At 70.8% G+C, this 18,418-nt stretch carries 19 protein-coding genes; 12 read left to right on the top strand and 7 right to left on the bottom strand.

Going from position 1 to position 18,418, the window contains the following annotated elements; translation table 11 throughout:
* Positions 1–83 precede the first annotated feature (83 nt).
* Positions 84–1,211 (bottom strand): FAD-dependent oxidoreductase, encoded by a 1,128-nt coding sequence (locus tag ABTX18_RS28740; RefSeq protein WP_352125688.1) that lies wholly within the window; start codon positions 1,209–1,211, stop codon positions 84–86.
* Between the two features lie 225 nt (positions 1,212–1,436).
* Between ABTX18_RS28740 and ABTX18_RS28745 the strand changes: the two genes are divergently transcribed.
* Positions 1,437–2,048, top strand: coding sequence for a TetR/AcrR family transcriptional regulator (locus ABTX18_RS28745; RefSeq protein WP_352125689.1), 612 nt, complete (start codon positions 1,437–1,439; stop codon positions 2,046–2,048).
* Positions 2,049–2,163: 115 nt separating this feature from the next.
* Positions 2,164–2,850, top strand: coding sequence for a hypothetical protein (locus ABTX18_RS28750; RefSeq protein WP_352125690.1), 687 nt, complete (start codon positions 2,164–2,166; stop codon positions 2,848–2,850).
* A gap of 89 nt (positions 2,851–2,939) precedes the next feature.
* Here ABTX18_RS28750 and ABTX18_RS28755 read toward each other — a convergent pair whose 3' ends face one another.
* On the bottom strand, positions 2,940–3,701 hold the full coding sequence (locus tag ABTX18_RS28755) for a phosphoglyceromutase (protein WP_352125691.1): 762 nt from the start codon (positions 3,699–3,701) through the stop codon (positions 2,940–2,942).
* 212 nt (positions 3,702–3,913) lie between these two features.
* Here ABTX18_RS28755 and ABTX18_RS28760 point away from each other — a divergent pair, with 212 nt between their 5' ends.
* A complete protein-coding gene (locus tag ABTX18_RS28760) occupies positions 3,914–5,206 on the top strand; it encodes an MDR family MFS transporter (protein WP_352125692.1) in 1,293 nt (430 codons plus the stop codon).
* Positions 5,207–5,260: 54 nt separating this feature from the next.
* On the opposite strand, the gene ABTX18_RS28765 is transcribed toward ABTX18_RS28760, so the two are convergent.
* Together ABTX18_RS28765 and phoU are read right to left on the bottom strand one after the other, a co-directional pair.
* Complete coding sequence (locus ABTX18_RS28765; RefSeq protein WP_351003609.1) at positions 5,261–5,410, bottom strand: hypothetical protein; 150 nt, start codon at positions 5,408–5,410, stop codon at positions 5,261–5,263.
* A gap of 188 nt (positions 5,411–5,598) precedes the next feature.
* Complete coding sequence (phoU, locus tag ABTX18_RS28770; RefSeq protein ID WP_352125693.1) at positions 5,599–6,276, bottom strand: phosphate signaling complex protein PhoU; 678 nt, start codon at positions 6,274–6,276, stop codon at positions 5,599–5,601.
* 198 nt (positions 6,277–6,474) lie between these two features.
* On the opposite strand from phoU, the gene phoR reads away from it, so the two are divergent.
* On the top strand, positions 6,475–7,749 hold the full coding sequence (gene phoR, locus ABTX18_RS28775; RefSeq protein ID WP_352125694.1) for a two-component system sensor histidine kinase PhoR: 1,275 nt from the start codon (positions 6,475–6,477) through the stop codon (positions 7,747–7,749).
* Positions 7,750–7,754: 5 nt separating this feature from the next.
* Entirely contained in the window at positions 7,755–8,426 is a 672-nt protein-coding gene (gene phoP, locus ABTX18_RS28780; RefSeq protein WP_469544019.1) for a two-component system response regulator PhoP, read from the top strand.
* A 95-nt stretch (positions 8,427–8,521) separates the two neighbouring features.
* Here the strand turns inward: phoP and ABTX18_RS28785 are convergent, their stop codons facing one another.
* Positions 8,522–9,205 (bottom strand): DUF461 domain-containing protein, encoded by a 684-nt coding sequence (locus ABTX18_RS28785; protein WP_352125695.1) that lies wholly within the window; start codon positions 9,203–9,205, stop codon positions 8,522–8,524.
* 713 nt (positions 9,206–9,918) lie between these two features.
* Between ABTX18_RS28785 and ABTX18_RS28790 the strand changes: the two genes are divergently transcribed.
* The 7 genes from ABTX18_RS28790 to ABTX18_RS28820 all read left to right on the top strand — a co-directional run bounded on the left by ABTX18_RS28790 (position 9,919) and on the right by ABTX18_RS28820 (position 17,016).
* Positions 9,919–10,401 (top strand): CarD family transcriptional regulator, encoded by a 483-nt coding sequence (locus ABTX18_RS28790; protein ID WP_006380568.1) that lies wholly within the window; start codon positions 9,919–9,921, stop codon positions 10,399–10,401.
* A 415-nt stretch (positions 10,402–10,816) separates the two neighbouring features.
* The gene (gene ispD / locus ABTX18_RS28795) at positions 10,817–11,563 is read left to right on the top strand and encodes a 2-C-methyl-D-erythritol 4-phosphate cytidylyltransferase (RefSeq protein WP_352125696.1); all 747 of its coding nucleotides are present in this window, start codon (positions 10,817–10,819) and stop codon (positions 11,561–11,563) included.
* Positions 11,553–12,077, top strand: coding sequence for a 2-C-methyl-D-erythritol 2,4-cyclodiphosphate synthase (gene ispF / locus ABTX18_RS28800; RefSeq protein ID WP_352125697.1), 525 nt, complete (start codon positions 11,553–11,555; stop codon positions 12,075–12,077). The genes ispD and ispF overlap by 11 nt, the downstream gene beginning before the upstream one ends.
* A gap of 151 nt (positions 12,078–12,228) precedes the next feature.
* On the top strand, positions 12,229–12,633 hold the full coding sequence (locus tag ABTX18_RS28805) for a PPOX class F420-dependent oxidoreductase (protein ID WP_352125698.1): 405 nt from the start codon (positions 12,229–12,231) through the stop codon (positions 12,631–12,633).
* A 103-nt stretch (positions 12,634–12,736) separates the two neighbouring features.
* The gene (gene cysS / locus ABTX18_RS28810; protein ID WP_352125699.1) at positions 12,737–14,140 is read left to right on the top strand and encodes a cysteine--tRNA ligase; all 1,404 of its coding nucleotides are present in this window, start codon (positions 12,737–12,739) and stop codon (positions 14,138–14,140) included.
* A gap of 83 nt (positions 14,141–14,223) precedes the next feature.
* Positions 14,224–15,180: a 23S rRNA (guanosine(2251)-2'-O)-methyltransferase RlmB gene (gene rlmB / locus ABTX18_RS28815; protein WP_352125700.1), complete on the top strand. Its 957-nt coding sequence runs from the start codon at positions 14,224–14,226 to the stop codon at positions 15,178–15,180.
* A gap of 195 nt (positions 15,181–15,375) precedes the next feature.
* Positions 15,376–17,016, top strand: a complete 1,641-nt coding sequence (locus ABTX18_RS28820; protein WP_352125701.1) for a DoxX family membrane protein — start codon at positions 15,376–15,378, stop codon at positions 17,014–17,016.
* A gap of 81 nt (positions 17,017–17,097) precedes the next feature.
* On the opposite strand, the gene ABTX18_RS28825 is transcribed toward ABTX18_RS28820, so the two are convergent.
* Both ABTX18_RS28825 and ABTX18_RS28830 read right to left on the bottom strand, forming a co-directional pair.
* Positions 17,098–17,808 carry a nucleotidyltransferase family protein gene (locus tag ABTX18_RS28825; RefSeq protein WP_352125702.1) on the bottom strand — a complete coding sequence of 237 codons (711 nt, stop codon included), beginning with the start codon at positions 17,806–17,808 and terminating at the stop codon, positions 17,098–17,100.
* Positions 17,809–17,842: 34 nt separating this feature from the next.
* Positions 17,843–18,256: a hypothetical protein gene (locus ABTX18_RS28830; protein ID WP_352125703.1), complete on the bottom strand. Its 414-nt coding sequence runs from the start codon at positions 18,254–18,256 to the stop codon at positions 17,843–17,845.
* Positions 18,257–18,418 lie beyond the last annotated feature (162 nt).

An 18,418-nucleotide genomic window follows, 5' to 3' on the forward strand; every position in this document is an offset into this window, starting at 1 on the left:
GGAGTGAGGGGCGTCACTCCCGGCCATGCCGTCCGCATCGGCGCGGGCTGTCACGGCAGTTGCCGCGACCCGGAATGCAGGGGTCAGCGCCGCTCGTCGGACTCGAAGAGGTCCAGCATCGACTGGGCACCGCCTTCGAGCATCCGGGCGATCTCGGCCGAACGCGGCAGCATCGTGCTCTCGTAACGGCGGACGGCGTCGTCGACGGTGGCGGAGTGCACGAGTGCGAGCGCGAGTTCGCCGGCGTCGAGCATGGCGAGGTTGACGCCCACACCCAGCGGCGGCATGAGGTGGGCGGCGTCTCCGAGGAGCGTCACGCCGGGAGAGTGCTCCCAGGTGTGCGGCACCGGCAGGGCGAGGAGCGGGCGGTCGACGTAGGCGCCGTCGTTGTCGGTGATCAGCCGAAGCGTCCGCGGTGACCAGTCCGCGTACTCCCTCAGCAGGTGGGCGCGGATGCCCTCGGTGTCCTCGGGGCGGAGCCCGTTCGCCGCGATCCAGTTGGCGGGGACGCACTGCATGAGGTAGACGCGCATGTGGCCGCCACTGTTGCGCTGCGCGAAGAGGCCACGCTTTCCGTCGGCCGCGTGGGCGCTGCCCTTCCCGACCAGTTCGGACAGTCCGGGGTGCGCGCTCTCCATGTCGTCGAACCACGCTTCGAGGAAGCTGACGCCGGTGTAGACCGGTGTCGCGGACGACACCGCGGGGCGTACGCGGGAGAAGGCGCCGTCCGCCCCGATCACGAGATCGGTCTCGACGGTCGTTCCGTCGGCGAATATCAGCGTGCGCGGCCCGTCGTCAGGTCCGCTCACCGACTCGAGCGTGCGGCCCCACCGGACCGTTCCCTCGGTGAGCGAGCGCAGCAGGAGCTCGCGCAGTTGTCCCCGGTCGATCTCGGGACTGGCCGTTTCGCCCTCGTTCGGCAGATGGTGGGCGAGGACGTTCCCCGCCGGGTCGAGGTGGCGCATTTCCTGACCTTCGAACCTGGCGAGGGCGAAGAACTCCTCCAGCAGGCCGGCTTCGCGCAGCGCGAGCTGGCCGTCGTCGTCGTGCAGGTCGAGCGAGCCTCCCTGGTTACGGGAGTGGGCGTCCGGGTCGCGGTCGTACACGGTCACCGCGATGCCGTGCTGCTGAAGGATGCGCGCGCAGGTCAGGCCTCCCGGGCCGGCTCCGATGATGCTGATGCGGGCGCTGGAGGGTGTCGGAGAGTTCACGGTGGATTCCTTTCGAGGGCCGGGGTGCCGACGGCCGCCGCAGCGCGGCGATGCGGCCGGTGCCGCGCCGCGAAGGGCGGCAGCCCCGTATCGGGACCACCAAAGCAGAAACGACTAAGAAACTGCAACTGTTCCAGTTTCCGTCTTGGGTCAGTTTTGGCCTCGGGCCAGGTTCGGTTCCGTGCCACTTTCTGTCTCGTTCCAGTGGTGGGGTACGGTGAGGGCATGCCCGACACCCCGGCCGTTGGCCGCCGCGAGCGCAAGAAGGCCGCGACCAGGCAGGCCATCGCCGACGCCGCCCTGGAGCTCTTCCTGGAGCACGGCTTCGAACGAGTGAGCGTCCGGGACATCGCCGAGAAGGCCGATGTGTCGACGACGACCCTCTTCGCGCACTTCCCGAGCAAAGAGGCCCTGGTATTCGACCGCGAGGCGGAGGTCGAGGCCGAGCTGATCGCGGCCGTCAGGGACCGGCCGGCCGGACAGGATGTGGCCGAAGCGCTCCGCGCTCACGCGCTGACGTCCTGGGGGCGGCTCGCATCGGATCCCCGACTGGGCCCGTTCACCGCGCTGGTGGACGGAAGTCCGGCGCTGCGTGAGTACGGGGAGCGCATGTGGGTGCGGCACGCGGGCGCCCTCGGCACCGCGATCGCGGAGGAACTCGGCCGGGAACCCGATGACATCGCCTGCGCCGCGCTCGCCCGCTTCGTTCTGGACGTCCCGGCCCTGGCCACGGGCCGGCAGGACCCGCGCGCGGCCGTGGAGGCGGTCTTCGACCTGCTGACCCACGGATGGCGGCCGTCCCGGCCGGGCTCGCAGGACGCGGCCGGAGAGGGCTGACCTCGCCGACCGGAAGGCGGATGATCGTCAGATCTGCAGAGTCGCCGATTAGGCCGCATGGACCCTTTTGTCCCCGGTATCCGTTCCCCGCACGCGTCGAGGCGTTGTGACAGGCGTGGAACCACGTGAATTCTGGGAGCGGAACACCGTCCTGGCGCAAGCCTTCCTCGCCAACGACGAGGAGATGCGCCAGGCGCAGGAAGTACTCGACGAGGCACAGGCGGCGCGATGCAGGACCCTCGCCGCGTTCGCCGTCACGGTCGGCGACGACGGGGCCATCGCCGAACTGCTGGGCCTGAACGAGCGCGAGGTGCGCCTGGCGCGCCGCACCGTGGGGCGCAACGACGCGCGATCCGTCGCGGAATCCCTCCTCAGCAACCCTCCACAGCCACAACCGGAACCCGCCGGCGGCCCACCCCCGGCAACGGACGGCCTGCCGCACCCCAGGGAGGAACTGCCCCTCCCCGCCGCCGACCCGCCCCACCAGACCCCGGCGCCACCCCAGATGCCGCCGTCCATCCCCCAGGCCCCGGTGGAGAGCGCCGCCTGGACGCCGAGCATGGACTCCGTCCTGCTGTGGAGCTGGGAGTCCGGCGTCGACCTGCAGACGGTGGCGAGCGAACTGAACGTGAGCGTACGGGCGCTGCTGATCCGGGTGCAGGCACTCGCCGACGACGGCATGCTCACCCTCGCCATGCCCATCACCGACGTGGGCAGAAACGGCCGCCACCGCCGCCAGCACGACGAAACGAGCGCAGTCCTCTTCGGCCCGGCCACGGTCCCCGGCTACATGCAGTACTGAGCGTGCACAGGGCCCCACCGGACCCCGGCGCAGCAAAGAGCCCCCTGCCTACGGGAGAACCCGCAGGCAGGGGGCTTCCTCAGTCCTGCCTACTTCTTCTTGCCCTGGTTCTTCACGGCCTCGATGGCCGCCTTCGCCGCGTCCGGGTCGAGGTACGTGCCGCCCGGGTTCAACGGGCGGAAGTTCTCGTCCAGTTCGTACGCGAGCGGGATGCCCGTCGGGATGTTCAGGCCCGCGATGTCGGCGTCCGAGATGCCGTCGAGGTGCTTGACCAGGGCCCGGAGGCTGTTGCCGTGGGCGGCGACCAGGACCGTGCGGCCGGTCAGCAGGTCCGGGACGATGCCGTCGTACCAGTACGGCATCATGCGGACGACGACGTCCTTGAGGCACTCCGTGCGCGGGCGCAGCTCCGGGGGGATCGTCGCGTAGCGCGCGTCGTCGCTCTGCGAGAACTCGGTGCCGTCCTCGAGGGCGGGCGGCGGGGTGTCGTACGAGCGGCGCCAGAGCATGAACTGCTCCTCGCCGAACTCCGCGAGCGTCTGCGCCTTGTCCTTGCCCTGCAGGGCGCCGTAGTGGCGCTCGTTCAGGCGCCAGGAGCGGTGGACGGGGATCCAGTGGCGGTCCGCGGCCTCCAGCCCGAGCTGGGCGGTGCGGATGGCGCGCTTCTGGAGGGAGGTGTGCACGACGTCGGGGAGCAGGCCGGCGTCCTTGAGCAGCTCACCGCCGCGGACCGCCTCCTTCTCGCCCTTGTCGGTGAGGTCTACGTCCACCCAACCGGTGAACAGGTTCTTCGCGTTCCATTCGCTCTCGCCGTGGCGGAGGAGGATCAGCTTGTACGGTGCGTCGGCCATGGGTCCGAGCGTAATCGAACCCGTACGAGCCGCGCGCGCCCGGCCACAGGGCGGACAGGCGGGGGCTTGTCGCCGGTGGCGGGGGTGGTGCCCGATTGACGGGCGGCGTCAATTGAGTGGCAGGGCCGGGCCTCGGATTCGTAATGTACGGACCGGTGGCGGACCACTTACCGCCCGCAGGTCGCATCGCTACACCCCCGGGGGGAAACCGCATGTCAGTCGCCGGTCTCAGGCGGGCCGCCCATGAAGCCGTCTCCGGTTTCCCCAGGGAGTTCTGGTGGCTGTGGACCAGCACCCTGGTCAACCGTCTCGGGGCGTTCGTCGCCACCTTCATGGCCCTGTATCTGACCCTGGACCGGGGCTACTCCGCCTCGTACGCAGGCCTGGTCGTGGCGCTGCACGGGCTCGGCGGGGTCGTCGCCTCGCTGGTGGCCGGGGTGATGACGGACCGTTTCGGCCGGCGGCCGACGATGCTCGTCGCGCAGCTCTCGACCGCCGTCTCGGTGGCCGTGCTCGGCTTCATGGTCCACCCGGCGGCGATCGCCGCCGTCGCCTTCGTCGTCGGCATGGCGAGCAGCGCGTCCCGCCCCGCGGTCCAGGCGATGATCGCCGACATCGTCCCGGCGAAGGACCGGGTGCGGGCCTTCTCGATCAACTACTGGGCGATCAACCTGGGGTTCGCGGTCTCGTCCGCCGGCGCCGGGTTCGTCGCCGAGTACAGCTACCTCGTCGGCTTCGTCGGCGAGGCGGTGATGACCCTGATCTGCGCGGTCGTCGTCTTCACGAAGGTGCCCGAGTCCCGGCCGAGCGAGGCCGTCTCCACGGTCCCGAACGCCGCCGCGGCCGACGGCGTGCGGCTCGGCACGGTACTGCGCGACGGACGGTTCATGGGGGTCGTCGGGCTGTCCTTCGTGATCGCCCTGATCTTCCAGCAGGGGTACGTGGGACTGCCGGTGGCCATGGGGGCCGACGGGTTCAGCAGCTCCGACTTCGGTACGGCGGTCGCCGTCAACGGCGTTCTCATCGTGGTCCTGCAGATCCCCGTCACCCGGTTCATCCAGAGCCGCGACCCGCGCCGGCTGCTCATCGTGTCGTCCCTGCTCGCCGGGTACGGGTTCGGGCTGACGGCCTTCGCCGGCTCGGTCGGGGTCTACGCGCTGACCATCTGCGTCTGGACCATCGCCGAGATCGTCAACGCGCCCGTGCAGAACGGTCTGGTCGTCCAGCTCTCACCGGTGCACGGCCGGGGCCGCTACCAGGGCATGTACGCCCTGTCCTGGTCGGCGGCGGCGCTCGTCGCCCCACTGATGTCCGGAGTGGTGATCGACCGCTTCGGGGCCGGGTGGCTCTGGGGGACGTGCGCGCTCCTCGGCACCGTCGCGGCGTTCGGATACTGGCTGCTGATGCGCAACCTGCCGCGCGACGACGTGACGACGGCCCCCGCGGTCTCGGGAGGCACTCCGGCCGGCGCCGGAACCGAAGCCGCCGTGGAGACGGCGGCCTGAGTCCAGGGACGGCCCCGCGCGGGGCCGCCCCGGTGTCGTCGCTGCGCGCGCCCGTCAGCCGGAGCAGCCGCCGCACTGGCACGGCGCGCCGGACTGGCAGCCGCACCCGCAGCCCGAGCCGCAGCCGCAGGCGCCGAGGACGCCCCGGTGCGCCACGTCGGCGGGTGTCTCCTGCTGGGGTTCGGTCGTGGGGGAATCGGCCATGGTTCCTCCTCAAGGTGTACGACAGGCCGTACGCCCGCCCCGGGCCCACGACCGGGGCGTACGGAAAGGTCGTGCCGCCCCACCCCATTGCATGCCCACCCGGGCGGGCGCATCAACGGCGCACACGCGCAGGAATACGTGTGCGGATTCCCTCCCTGGTCGCGCCCCGTGCCCCGTGCCCGTACCGCCTACGCGCCCTCGACCGGCGTCGGCTGCTGGATGTCGTCCGCGTGCTCGCCCGTCACCAGGTAGACGACACGCTTGGCCACCGACACCGCGTGGTCGGCGAACCGCTCGTAGTAGCGGCCGAGCAGCGTCACGTCGACGGCCGTCTCGATGCCGTGCTTCCAGCGGTCGTCCATCAGGTGCTGGAACAGCGTGCGGTGCAGCAGGTCCATCTCGTCGTCGTCCTGCTCCAGCTGGAGCGCCAGATCGACGTCCTTGGTGATGATCACCTCGGCGGCCTTGGCCATCAGGCGCTGCGCGAGCTGGCCCATCTCCAGGATGGTGGCGTGCAGGTCGTCCGGGACCGCCTTCTGCGGGAAGCGCAGCCGGGCCAGCTTGGCGACGTGCTGGGCGAGGTCGCCCGAGCGTTCCAGGTCGGCGCTCATCCGCAGCGAGGTGACCACGATCCTGAGGTCGGTCGCCACCGGCTGCTGGCGGGCCAGCAGCGCGATGGCCCTGGCCTCCAGGTCGTGCTGGAGGTCGTCGACCTTCTGGTCCGCGGCGATCACGGTCTCCGCGAGCTTGAGATCGGCGTCGAGCATGGACGTCGTCGCCCGGCCGATCGCCGAACCGACGAGCCGGGCCATCTCGACCAGGCCCTCGCCGATCGAGTCGAGTTCCTCGTGGTACGCGTCACGCATGGGAAGTCCCTCTCCAGTCCTGAACCGAGTCCGGGGCCGCTCTGCACCCCACCGTGCCACCGTGACGGGCGTACGCGTCGGGTTCCGGCCGCACAAGTGAACCGGCCCTTGCCCCTCGGTGAACTCTGGGCGACGAGTGTTCGGACAGGCACCCGGACGGCTGGGAGAGTGTCCGTCGGGCCGCATAACCTGGAGCACATGGACGTGAACGCGGCGGTCGCCGCAGCTGCAGCGATCGCCGGGGTCTGCACCGGTGTGATCGCCATGCTGGCGTTCCGCTGGAGCGAGCGCGACCAGAAGAAACCCACGCGTACGTCCCTGCGGCCCGACAGCGGTGCCCCCCTTCCCCCCGGCGTCGACACGGTCCTGTCCGTGCTCAGCTCCTCCGCGGTCGTGCTCGACGAGAGCGACAGCGTCGTCAAGGCCAGCTCCGCCGCGTACGCGCTGGGACTGGTCAGGGGAGGTCGCCTGTCCGTCGAGCCGATGCTGAACATGGCCAGGGACACCCGCCGCGACGGGGAGATACGGCAGGTCGAGCTGGACCTGCCCCGGCGCGGCACGGGCCGGGGCGAGGCCCTCGCGGTCTCCGCCCGGGTCGCCCCGCTGGGCTCCCGGCTGGTGCTGCTGCTGGTCGAGGACCTCACCGAGGCCCGCCGCATCGAAGCGGTCCGGCGCGACTTCGTCGCCAACGTCAGCCATGAGCTCAAGACCCCGACCGGCGCCCTGTCCCTGCTCTCGGAGGCCGTCATGGACGCCTCCGACGATCCGGAGGCGGTGGAGCGGTTCGCCGGACGGATGCAGATCGAGGCGACCCGGCTCACCAACCTCGTACAGGAACTCATCGACCTCTCCCGGGTGCAGAACGACGACCCGCTGGAGGACGCCGAACCGGTCCGGGTCGACGAACTGGTCGCCGAGGCCATCGACCGCTGCCGGCAGCAGGCCGGCTCCAAGCAGATCACCATGGCCGCCGGCGGCACCGCCGAGCTCCGCATATGGGGCAACCGAGGCCAGCTCGCCGCGGCCCTCGGCAACCTCGTCGAGAACGCCGTCAACTACAGCCCCGCCCACACCCGCGTCGGCATCGCCGCCCGCCGGGTGGTCGTGCCCGGCGGCGACGAGATCGAGATCGCCGTGACCGACCAGGGCATCGGCATCTCGGAGAAGGACCGCGAGCGGGTCTTCGAACGCTTCTACCGCGTCGACCCCGCCCGCTCCCGTGCCACCGGTGGCACGGGCCTCGGCCTCGCCATCGTCAAGCACGTGGCCGCCTCGCACGGCGGGGAGGTCACCGTCTGGAGCTCGGAGGGACAGGGCTCCACCTTCACCCTGCGGCTGCCCGAAGCGGGCTCCGTACGGGAACGGGACCGCACCGCCGGCGGCCCCCTCATCGTCAACGGCGACCAGGCGTCCCACCCGGGCGCCGCACCCGACACCTTTGATTCATTCCCTGCCCCGGAGGCTCTTCCGTGACCCGAGTGCTTGTCGTCGAGGATGAGGAATCCTTCAGCGACGTCCTGTCCTACATGCTCCGCAAGGAAGGCTTCGAGGTCGCCATCGCGGCCACCGGACCCGACGGCCTGGACGAGTTCGAGCGCAACGGCGCCGACCTCGTGCTCCTCGACCTGATGCTGCCCGGCCTGCCCGGCACCGAGGTCTGCCGGCAGCTGCGCAGCAAGTCCAACGTCCCGGTGATCATGGTCACCGCCAAGGACAGCGAGATCGACAAGGTCGTCGGCCTGGAGATAGGGGCTGACGACTATGTGACCAAGCCCTTCTCCTCCCGCGAGCTCGTCGCCCGCATCCGCGCGGTGCTGCGCCGCCGCGGGGAGCCGGAGGAGGTCACCCCGGCCGCGCTGGAGGCCGGACCGGTGCGGATGGATGTCGACCGTCACGTCGTCACCGTCTCCGGAGGCAAGGTCGACCTGCCGCTGAAGGAATTCGACCTGCTGGAGATGCTGCTGCGCAACGCCGGCCGGGTGCTGACCCGGATGCAGCTGATCGACCGGGTCTGGGGGGCGGACTACGTGGGCGACACCAAGACGCTCGACGTCCACGTGAAGCGCCTGCGCGCCAAGATCGAGCCGGACCCGGGCGCCCCGCGGTTCCTCGTGACCGTGCGGGGCCTCGGGTACAAGTTCGAGCCGTAAACCGGCCCGGGGTCACAGGACAGAAGAAACGGCTGAGGCCGCCTCCCGGTCCGGGAGGCGGCCTCAGCCGTACGTACGTGTCATGCGGGGCGCGCTCAGCCCGGCTGCTGCGAGTCGGACGCCGCGTCGCTCGGGGTGGTCGTGTCGCCCTCAGCCCCCGAGCCGGTCGTGGCGCCCGCTGTCTCGGACGCGGAACCGGACGGCGTCGCCTCGGGAGACTTCTTCGACTTCTCCGGGTTCTCCGGGTTCTTCGGGGGCTCCGGCTGCGCGCTGGGGCCGAAGTCCTTGAAGTAACCGGCGGCGGGAACGACGGTCGCGCCGAGCGCGATGTCGCCGGTCCGGCTGAACTTGAAGACCAGCGTCTGCACGTTGCCGTTCAGCGTGGCCTCGCTGCCGTTCTCGATCACGGCGGCGGCATTGCCCCGGCCGCCGAGGATCACCGTGCCGCCGGCCGGTACGACGAGCGGTCCCGAACCCTTCGCGGGGTGCAGCGTCACGGAGCCGCTGCCGCCCGTCAGGGTGACGGCGTCGAGCGTCTCGGCCTTGGTGCCGCTGTTGAACAGCGTGGCGGCGACGACGGCCGGACCCTTGGCGTCGCGCTCCGGCTGGGTGATCACGTTGACGTTCTGGATCTTGATGTCGCCGGACGACGTGGCGGCGTTGTCAGGCCTGACTTCGAGCGTCTGCGCATCCTTGCCGGCTCCGCATGCGGAAAGCGCGGCGACGGAGAACACGAGGGCAGTGGCGGCGAGGGCGCCGTGTCGAAGGCTGCGGCTCACGGCGGCGGCAACTCCTTGAACGAGCGGACGTGCGGACGGGTCGGGCGAGCGGTGTAAAGCCGCCCTAAGGGTGTGTCAGCGGCCAGGTTACCGAGCCCCCGTCCCCGCCCCGCACCCGACCCGCCCCTGACGACCGGGGGATCGGCGGAGTGACGGTCCCGGGATCGGCGGTGTGAGGGTCCGGGATCCGCGCGGTGGCGGTCCCTGGATCGGCGGGCCGGCGTCCGCGAGATCATTTCGCACGCCGTTCACATAACGCGGTTGATCAATTCCATCGCGGGTTCGCCTCGCGCTTCGCGTCCCTGTTCAGGGGTGCGCGGGGCATTCATTGCCACATAATCCTCACGGCGTCCGGCGTTGATCAATTTCATTGGCCACGGGCCCCCGAGAGGGCCCGCCCACCCAATTGCCGGACGCTCTTGCCGCCGTACGGATGATCGATCGCCGAACGGCGTGCAGAATGTTCATCCCGTGGAACCCGGCAAAACGGGACGTCTCGCCACTTCCGAGCGGGTTCCGGTGGGTGTAACGTCCGCGTTTCTCCTCGCCCGCACAGCCGCTCCGACCTGCGAATACCGTCCTCCGCCGACCTTCCGCAGCACGTCCGTGTTGCAGTTGTCAAGCCCCGAGATATGCCCTGACCTGCGAAAACGCCATTCAGGAGAAGCAGTTCTCGTGTTACTCTTGATAGCCACGGAAGGGGTACCTGTCACATGACGTTCAAGGTTGGCGACACCGTGGTCTATCCCCATCACGGGGCCGCGCTGATCGAGGCTATCGAAACTCGCCAGATCAAAGGCGTGGACAAGACCTACTTGGTGCTCAAGGTCGCTCAGGGCGACTTGACGGTGCGTGTACCGGCGGACAATGCGGAGTTCGTAGGTGTGCGTGACGTGGTCGGGCAAGAAGGGCTGGACCGGGTCTTCGAGGTGCTGCGCGCACCGTATGCCGAGGAGCCGACGAACTGGTCCCGACGCTACAAGGCAAATCTCGAGAAGCTCGCATCCGGCGATGTCATCAAGGTCGCGGAAGTGGTTCGCGACCTGTGGCGTCGTGAGCGCGAGCGTGGACTCTCCGCAGGTGAGAAGCGCATGCTCGCCAAGGCTCGCCAGATCCTGGTGAGCGAGCTCGCTCTCGCGGAGAACACGAACGAGGACAAGGCCGAGGCTCTTCTCGACGAGGTTCTCGCGTCCTGAACCGGATCGCACCGGTCGTAAATAATGTGCCGCGGTGCCCGCTGACCAGCCGTTTACACGGTGTGTCGTCGGGCGCTGCGGCATGTCCGGCTTCGACCTGTGCGACCGCCCGCAGTGGGTGAAACCCGGAGCCGGTGCCGACGGACGCCTGCGCCCGGCACGGCCCGACGAATCGAATCCGGATGTTCTCCCCGATGCGCCGATGCGTTGGCCTCATCGACGATCCCCCGGTACTTTGCTCGCGATCTTGTGAAGTCGACGTGTCAGGCCGATCCCGAGCGGCCCGGGCGACACCCGTCTCGCCCGGGGTCACGGAAAGGGTCCCGGTCGAGTCATGGCGTAGCGCCCGGCTCGCTTGTGGCCATACCCACGTCCGCCGTGGAGACAAACATGCCGATGCTTCGGAGTGCAACCGATGTCTGATCAATCGCGTCCTTACCGCACCGCCGCCGTGATTCCCGCGGCCGGCCGCGGCGTACGGCTCGGCCCGGGCGCCCCCAAAGCGCTCCGCGCGCTGGGCGGGACGCCCATGCTCGTCCACGCCGTACGAGCCATGGCGGCCTCCCGCCACGTCTCCCTGGTCGTGGTCGTCGCACCGCCCGACGGAGCGCCCGAGGTGAGGCTCCTGCTCGACGAGCACGCCCTGCCCGAGCGCACCGAGTTCGTTGTCGTGCCCGGCGGCGAAACCCGGCAGGAATCGGTGAAGCTCGGACTCGACGCACTGCCCGCCGATGTCTCCGCCGTCCTCGTCCATGACGCGGCCCGCCCCCTCGTACCCGTCGACACGGTGGACGCCGTGATCGAGGCCGTACGGGACGGAGCGCCCGCCGTCGTCCCCGCGCTGCCGCTCGCCGACACCGTCAAGGAGGTCGAGCCCGGCGCGCCGGGGGAGCCCGAGCCGGTGCTCTCCACTCCGGTACGGGCCCGGCTGCGCGCGGTGCAGACCCCGCAGGGCTTCGACCGCGCCACGCTGGTGCGCGCCCATGAGCAGGCCGCCGTCAGCGGCGAGGGCGCGACCGACGACGCGGGCATGGTCGAGCAGCTGGGCGCGCCCGTCGTGGTCGTTCCCGGCCACGAGGAGGCGTTCAAGGTGACCCGGCCGCTTGACCTGGTCCTGGCCGAGGCGGTACTCGCACGCAGGAGGGCGAACGATGGCTTCTGAGACATCCGGGCCTTCTGAGACCCCCGGCCACGCACCCGTGATCCCGCTCGTCGGGATCGGCACCGACATCCACGCCTTCGAGGAGGGCCGCGAGCTGTGGTGCGCGGGCCTGCTCTGGGAGGGCGAGGGCCCCGGCCTCGCCGGCCACTCCGACGCCGACGTCGTCGCACACGCCGCGTGCAACGCGCTCTTCTCGGCCGCCGGCCTCGGCGACCTCGGGCAGCACTTCGGCACGGGGCGCCCCGAGTGGTCGGGCGCCGCAGGTGTCACGCTGCTGACGGAGGCGGCCAGGATCGTCCGGTCCGAGGGGTTCGAGATCGGCAACGTGGCCGTCCAGGTCGTCGGCGTACGGCCGAAGATCGGCAAGCGGCGTGACGAGGCGCAGAAGGTCCTCTCCGCCGCCGTGGGCGCGCCCGTCTCGCTCTCCGCCGCCACCTCCGACGGGCTCGGCTTCACCGGCCGCGGCGAGGGCATCGCCGGCATCGCGACGGCCCTGGTCTACCGCACCGGCTGAGCCGCCCGGGCCCGTAGGAAGGCCGTCCCCGCCGCCGAGCGCCCGCCCCGGCACTGACCCTTCCGGTGGGCACGGACGCGAAAGGGGGAGAGGGAAGCGGAGAGCGGGTAGGCGTCACAGCAACACCGAACCGCTCAGGAGGACGTACGCCATGACCGCCGCACTCTCCCCGGAACTCAAGGCACTGCTCGACACCCCGGTCTTCGTCACCGTCGCCACCATCCAGCCCGACGGCAGCCCCCAGGTGTCCCCGGTCTGGGTGAAGCGGGACGGTGACGACGTCCTCATCTCGACCACCGCCGGCCGCCGCAAGGAAAAGAACCTCGCCCGCGACCCCCGCGTCTCCGTCGTCGTCCAGCCCTTCGACGCCCCGTACACCTACGCCGAGATCCGCGGCACCGCCGCCCTCACCACCGAGGGCGGCCAAGAACTCATCGACGAGCTCTCCCTGAAGTACACCGGCAAGCCGTACGCCGACTTCAACCCCGCCTCCGGCGACGACGACCCCCGTGTCGTCGTCCGGATCACCCCCCGCAAGGTCGTCGGACGCGTCTGAGACCGACCGGCACACGGGGGCGGCCCGCCCGGAGCCGTAACAACTGTCACGCAATAGCCCAAGGGGTCGCTGGGCACTGGTGCGCGCCCACTACCCTTGAGACGTGACTATTCGCCTGTACGACACCAGCGCCCGGCAGATCCGTGACTTCGTCCCGCTCACAGCGGGCTGCGTCTCGATCTACCTCTGTGGCGCTACCGTCCAGGCCGCCCCCCACATCGGGCACATCAGGTCCGGACTGAACTTCGACATCATGCGCCGCTGGTTCGCCTACCGCGGCTACGACGTGACGTTCGTCCGGAACGTCACCGACATCGACGACAAGATCATCAAGAAGTCGGCCGAACAGGGCCGCCCCTGGTGGGCCATCGGCTACGAGAACGAGCGTGCCTTCAACGACGGCTACGACGCACTCGGCTGCCTCCCGCCCACCTACGAGCCCCGCGCCACCGGCCACATCACCGAGATGACCGAGATGATGCGCGGCCTCATCGAGCGCGGACACGCCTACGAGGCCGACGGCAACGTCTACTTCGACGTCCGCTCGTTCCCCGGCTACCTGGAACTCTCCAACCAGGACCTCGACGACCTGCGCCAGCCCTCCGGCGACAACGAGACCGGCAAGCGCGACAAGCGCGACTTCGCCATGTGGAAGGCCACCAAGCCCGGCGAGCCCAGCTGGGAGACCCCCTGGGGCCGCGGCCGCCCCGGCTGGCACCTCGAATGCTCCGCCATGGCGCACAAGTACCTCGGCACCGCCTTCGACATCCACGGCGGCGGCATCGACCTGATCTTCCCCCACCACGAGAACGAGATCGCCCAGGCCAAGGCCTTCGGCGACGACTTCGCGAAGTACTGGGTGCACAACGGCTGGGTCACCATGGCCGGCGAGAAGATGTCGAAGTCGCTCGGCAACTCCGTCCTCGTCGCCGACATGGTCAAGGCCTGGCGCCCCATCGTGCTCCGCTACTACCTCGGCACCCCGCACTACCGGTCCATGATCGAGTACAGCGAGGAAGCCCTGCGCGAGGCCGAATCCGCGTTCGCCCGCATCGAGGGCTTCGTCCAGCGCGTCACCGAGAAGGCCGGCGAGACCGTCGCCCCCGCCGCCGAGGTGCCGCCCGCCTTCGCCGAGGCCATGGACGACGACCTGGGCGTCCCGCAGGCCCTCGCGATCGTCCACACCACCGTCCGCCAGGGCAACTCCGCCCTCGCAGCCGACGACAAGGAAGCCGCCGTCGCACGCCTCGCCGAGGTCCGTGCCATGCTCGGCGTCCTCGGCCTCGACCCGCTCGACGCACACTGGGCGGCCGAGAACGACCGCGGCGACGACCTCCACGGAGTCGTCGACACCCTCGTACGCCTCGTCCTCGACCAGCGGCAGTCGGCCCGCGACCGCAAGGACTGGACCGCCGCCGACGCCATCCGCGACCAGCTCAACCAGTCCGGGCTCGTCATCGAGGACAGCCCCACCGGACCACGGTGGACACTCGGCCCGCGCCAGTAGTCCTCCCACGTGCCGCCCGGCTCCCCGGGCGGCACACTTTCACTTATACGTACGCACGTCTGAAGCAACGAAACAGGTAGGTCATGGCCGGGAACAGCCAGCGCAGGAACCGCCGCACGTCCAACAAGAAGGGCATGCAGGTCGGCAGCGGCGGTAACCGACGCCGTGCTCTCGAAGGCCGGGGGCCGACGCCGCCCGCCGAGGCCCGCAAGAAGCACAAGAAGAACCGCATCGCCACCGCCAAGGCCAAGCAGGCCGCCAACCGCCGCCCCGCGCCCCGCCGCGGCGGCGTCAAGGGCACCTCCGAAATGGTCGTCGGCCGCAACCCCGTCTTCGAGGCCCTGCGCGACGGCGTGCCCGCCACCACCCTGTACGTCCAGCAGTACATCGACAACGACGAGCGCGTCCGCGAAGCCCTCCAGCTCGCCGGCGAACGCGGCAACATCAACCTGATGGAAGCCCCGCGCCCCGAGCTCGACCGCATGACGAACGGCCTCAACCACCAGGGCCTCGTCCTCCAGGTCCCGCCCTACGAGTACGCGGACCCGCAAGACCTCACCGCCGCCGCCTACGACAACGGCGAGGACCCCCTCATCGTCGCCCTCGACGGCGTCACCGACCCCCGCAACCTCGGCGCCATCGTCCGCTCCGTCTCCGCCTTCGGCGGCCACGGCGTCGTCGTGCCCGAGCGCCGCGCCGCCGGCATGACCGCCGGAGCGTGGAAGTCCTCCGCCGGCACCGCGGCCCGCACGCCCGTCTCCCGGGTCACCAACCTGACCCGCGCGCTCGAGGCGTACAAGAAGGAAGGCATCGCGATCGTCGGCCTCGCTGCCGACGGCGAGCACACCGTCGAGGACCTCGAAGCCCTCGGCGGCCCCGTCGTCATCGTCATCGGCAGCGAGGGCAAGGGCCTCGGCCGCCTCGTCGGCGAGACCTGCGACTACCGCGTGCGCATCTCCATGCCGGGCGGCGCGGAATCCCTCAACGCCGGTGTCGCCGCCGGCATCGTGATGTACGAGGTCGCGCGCCGGCGCGCCTGATCCGGTTCAGGGGCGGGGCCCGCGCTCCGGCCGTTCGGCCCCGCAAGGGCCCCCGCCCCGCCTCCGGGGCGCCTCTGCCCGGGGGCGCGACCCGGGCACGCGCGCGCCCCGGCGCACCCCGCCACCACCTGTTGACGGGCCTCGGACACTTCGACACCGTCAAGGCAGTGTCCTAAACACACATCACTCGGTTAGATGAGTGTGGACACCAGAACGCCTCGGTTCGACGAACAACCCGCCCTGAGCATGGCCAAGGTGGACTGCGACCCCGCGCAGGTCATCGTCAACCACGCCAGCTTCCGGGTGCAGCTCGCCCCCGGCCAGCGCACCCGGCTGCGCGGTGTGGCACCCGCCGGAGCACCCAGGATCCCCGCCATGGGCGGCGCCGGAGCCGGGCGCGGCCGACGCGCCCCCGTCGTGTGGAGCGGCAAGTCCGCCCCCGGCGACCCCGGCGCCGGCGGACTCCTCCAGGCCGTACGGAACTCCACCGCGGGCCGGCCAGACACCGCGTACGACCCCTACGAGCCGTACGCCTCCTACGAGTTCGACAGCGGGAACGGCGGCGCCAGCACCCAGGTCGCGCCGCGCCTCGAAGAGACCCAGCCCAACCCCGTCATCACCGCGCCGCCCCCGCGCCGCCCCGGCGCACCTCTGCTGCCCCCCATGCGCCAGGCCGTCGGCGCCTACGACCCCGTCGAGCCCGGCCGCTACGACTCCGACGCGTACGACGGCGACGAGTACGACGGCGACGACATCACCGACACCCGGGAGCGACGCTCCGGCGACAGCGTCCGGCACGCGTACTACCCCGGCCGCCGCATGAACCTCGGCGTCGTCCTCCTGCCGATGCGCGTGTTCCTCGGCTTCATCTCCATCTACGCCGGCATGGGCAAACTCTGCGACCCCGTCTACTTCGACGGCGGCGAGCGCGGCTCCATGGTCAAGTGGCTGACCTCGCTCCACCCCTGGGCGCTCGCGGAACCCCTGCGCGAGTTCGCCCTCTCCCACCCCGTCGGCGCCGGCCTCACCATCGCCTTCCTCCAGGTCGTCGTCGGCGTCCTCACCGTCCTCGGCCTCTGGCAGCGCGTCGCCGCCTCCATCGGCGCCCTCCTGTCCGCCGCCCTCCTGGTCACCGTCAGCTGGCGCACCGTCGCCGTCTACGACGCGCCCGACATCATCTACCTCGCCGCCTGGAGCCCCCTGATCATCGCGGGCGCCCCCGTCTACTCCGTCGACGGACGCCTCGCCGGCGAGGCCTGGCGGAAGCTCGGCCCCCGCTCCGAGATCTGGGACCTCCGCCGCCGCGTTCTGCGCCGCGGCGCCGTCGTCGCCACCGTCGTCGTCGGCACGACCCTGCTCATCGGCTCCGTACTCGGCGGCGCCGTCCGCTCCACGGAAGTCGTCACCGTCCCGGGCCCGAACGGCATCCCCACCAACCAGCTCCCCGGCTCCCCGCTCCCCGAAGAGTCCCGCAGCGGCAAGGCCTCCCACCACACCCCCACCGGACAGCGCCCCGCCCCCTCCCGCACCACCGCTCCCCGGACCCCGTCCGCCAAGGCCTCCACCCCGGCCACGGAGAGCGTCCGCGAGACGGGCCACGCCACCGGCGCCGGACAGCCCAGCCAGACCCAGGGCACCGGCCAGAGCACCCCGAGCCGGACCACCCCCCAACAGCCCCCCACCAGCAGCAGCTCGGGCCCCAGCTCCTCCGGCCCCACCGGCGGCTCCACCACCGGGGGCACGGAGCCCGGCACCGGCTCCACGGGCGGCACCGGCGACGGTGGTGGCGACGGTGGCGGCGGTGGCCGCAACCCCATCGGCGGCCTCCTCGGCTGACACCGAGCACGCCACGCGTCACACGTCACGAGGGAGGGGCGGGTCCGGAGAAGTCTCCGGACCCGCCCCTCCCTCGTCGCCTCAGTGCCCGTCCAGCTCCTTCGCCGCCTCCGTCAGATCCTTCGCCGTGTCGATGGCCCGCCAGTACGCCCCGTGCGGCAGCGGGTACCCGGCCAGCTTGCGCTCGCGCGCCAGCCTCGGGAACGTCGTCCGCTCATGGTCACCCCGGTCCGGCAGCATCGTCGTGAACGCCGGAGAGAACACGTACACACCCGCGTTGATCAGATACGGCGACGGCGGGGACTCGATGAAGTCCGTGATGTGCCCGAACGCGTCCGTCTCCACCGCACCCCACGGAATGCGCGGTCGGGCCAGCGCCAGCGTCGCGGTCGCATCGCGCTCCGCGTGGAACGCGGCCATCTCACGCAACGAGAACCGGGACCAGATATCGCCGTTGGTCGCGTACCACGGCTCCTCCGGATCGGGCAGCCGGGCCGCCGCGTACTTCAGCCCGCCGCCACGGCCCAGCGGCTCGGACTCCACCACCGTCGTCACCCGCAGCGGCAGCACCGCGGCGTCCAGCCACTCCTGCAGCACCTCGGCGAGATGCCCGCACGAGATCACGGCATCGGTGACGCCCTCGGCGGCCAGCCAGGCAAGCTGATGGCCGATGATCGGCGTCCCGGTCCCCGGGATCTCGACCATCGGCTTGGGGCGGTCATCGGTGTACGGGCGCAGCCGTGATCCCTGGCCACCCGCCAGGATCACGGCCTGCGTCGGAAACGTATGCATGCCAGGCACGATATGCCGTGCCCGGCCGGGTCGGTCAGCTGAACTGCGCGACACCCGAGGCGAACGACGTGTCGCAGACCGGCCGGGAGAAACGGTGTGCGCGCGTCGGACCGTACTGCTCGACCGCCGCCTTGCCCAGCGCCTTCGCGATCGACATGCAGTGCCGCGCGAGCGACGGGCGCCCTTCCACGGCACGCTGAAGATCCGTCAACGCGACGCCGGGGTCCTTCTCCTGGAGCTCCAGCAGAAGCTTGTCGCGCAGAATGTCCTGCGGGGCGCGCGGCTTGGCGCGCTTGGAGACGGTCTGGGCCGACGCGGTGAGGATCGTCGACTCGGAGTTGTCAGCTGCCCACGGCACGGCGGTGACCGCGAGGGTCCCGGACAGGACCATGACGACAGGCAGTACGAAAGCGAGAGTTCGGCCGATACGGCGCGCGGTGTGGGTCACGCAGCGAGCGTAGCGGCCGGTGATGATTTGGCGACATTACGTCACTCTCGCGGGGGATGGTTCGAGTGTGCTTTTCGAATCCCGTGTTGACGCCGGGGAGTGAAATGCCCGTTGTGCCGGGGAATCCGGCCTGGTCGGCCCAAACCCCCGAACGCGCGGCGG

Source organism: Streptomyces sp. NPDC096323 (genome assembly GCF_040302845.1).
Lineage (GTDB): Bacteria > Actinomycetota > Actinomycetes > Streptomycetales > Streptomycetaceae > Streptomyces.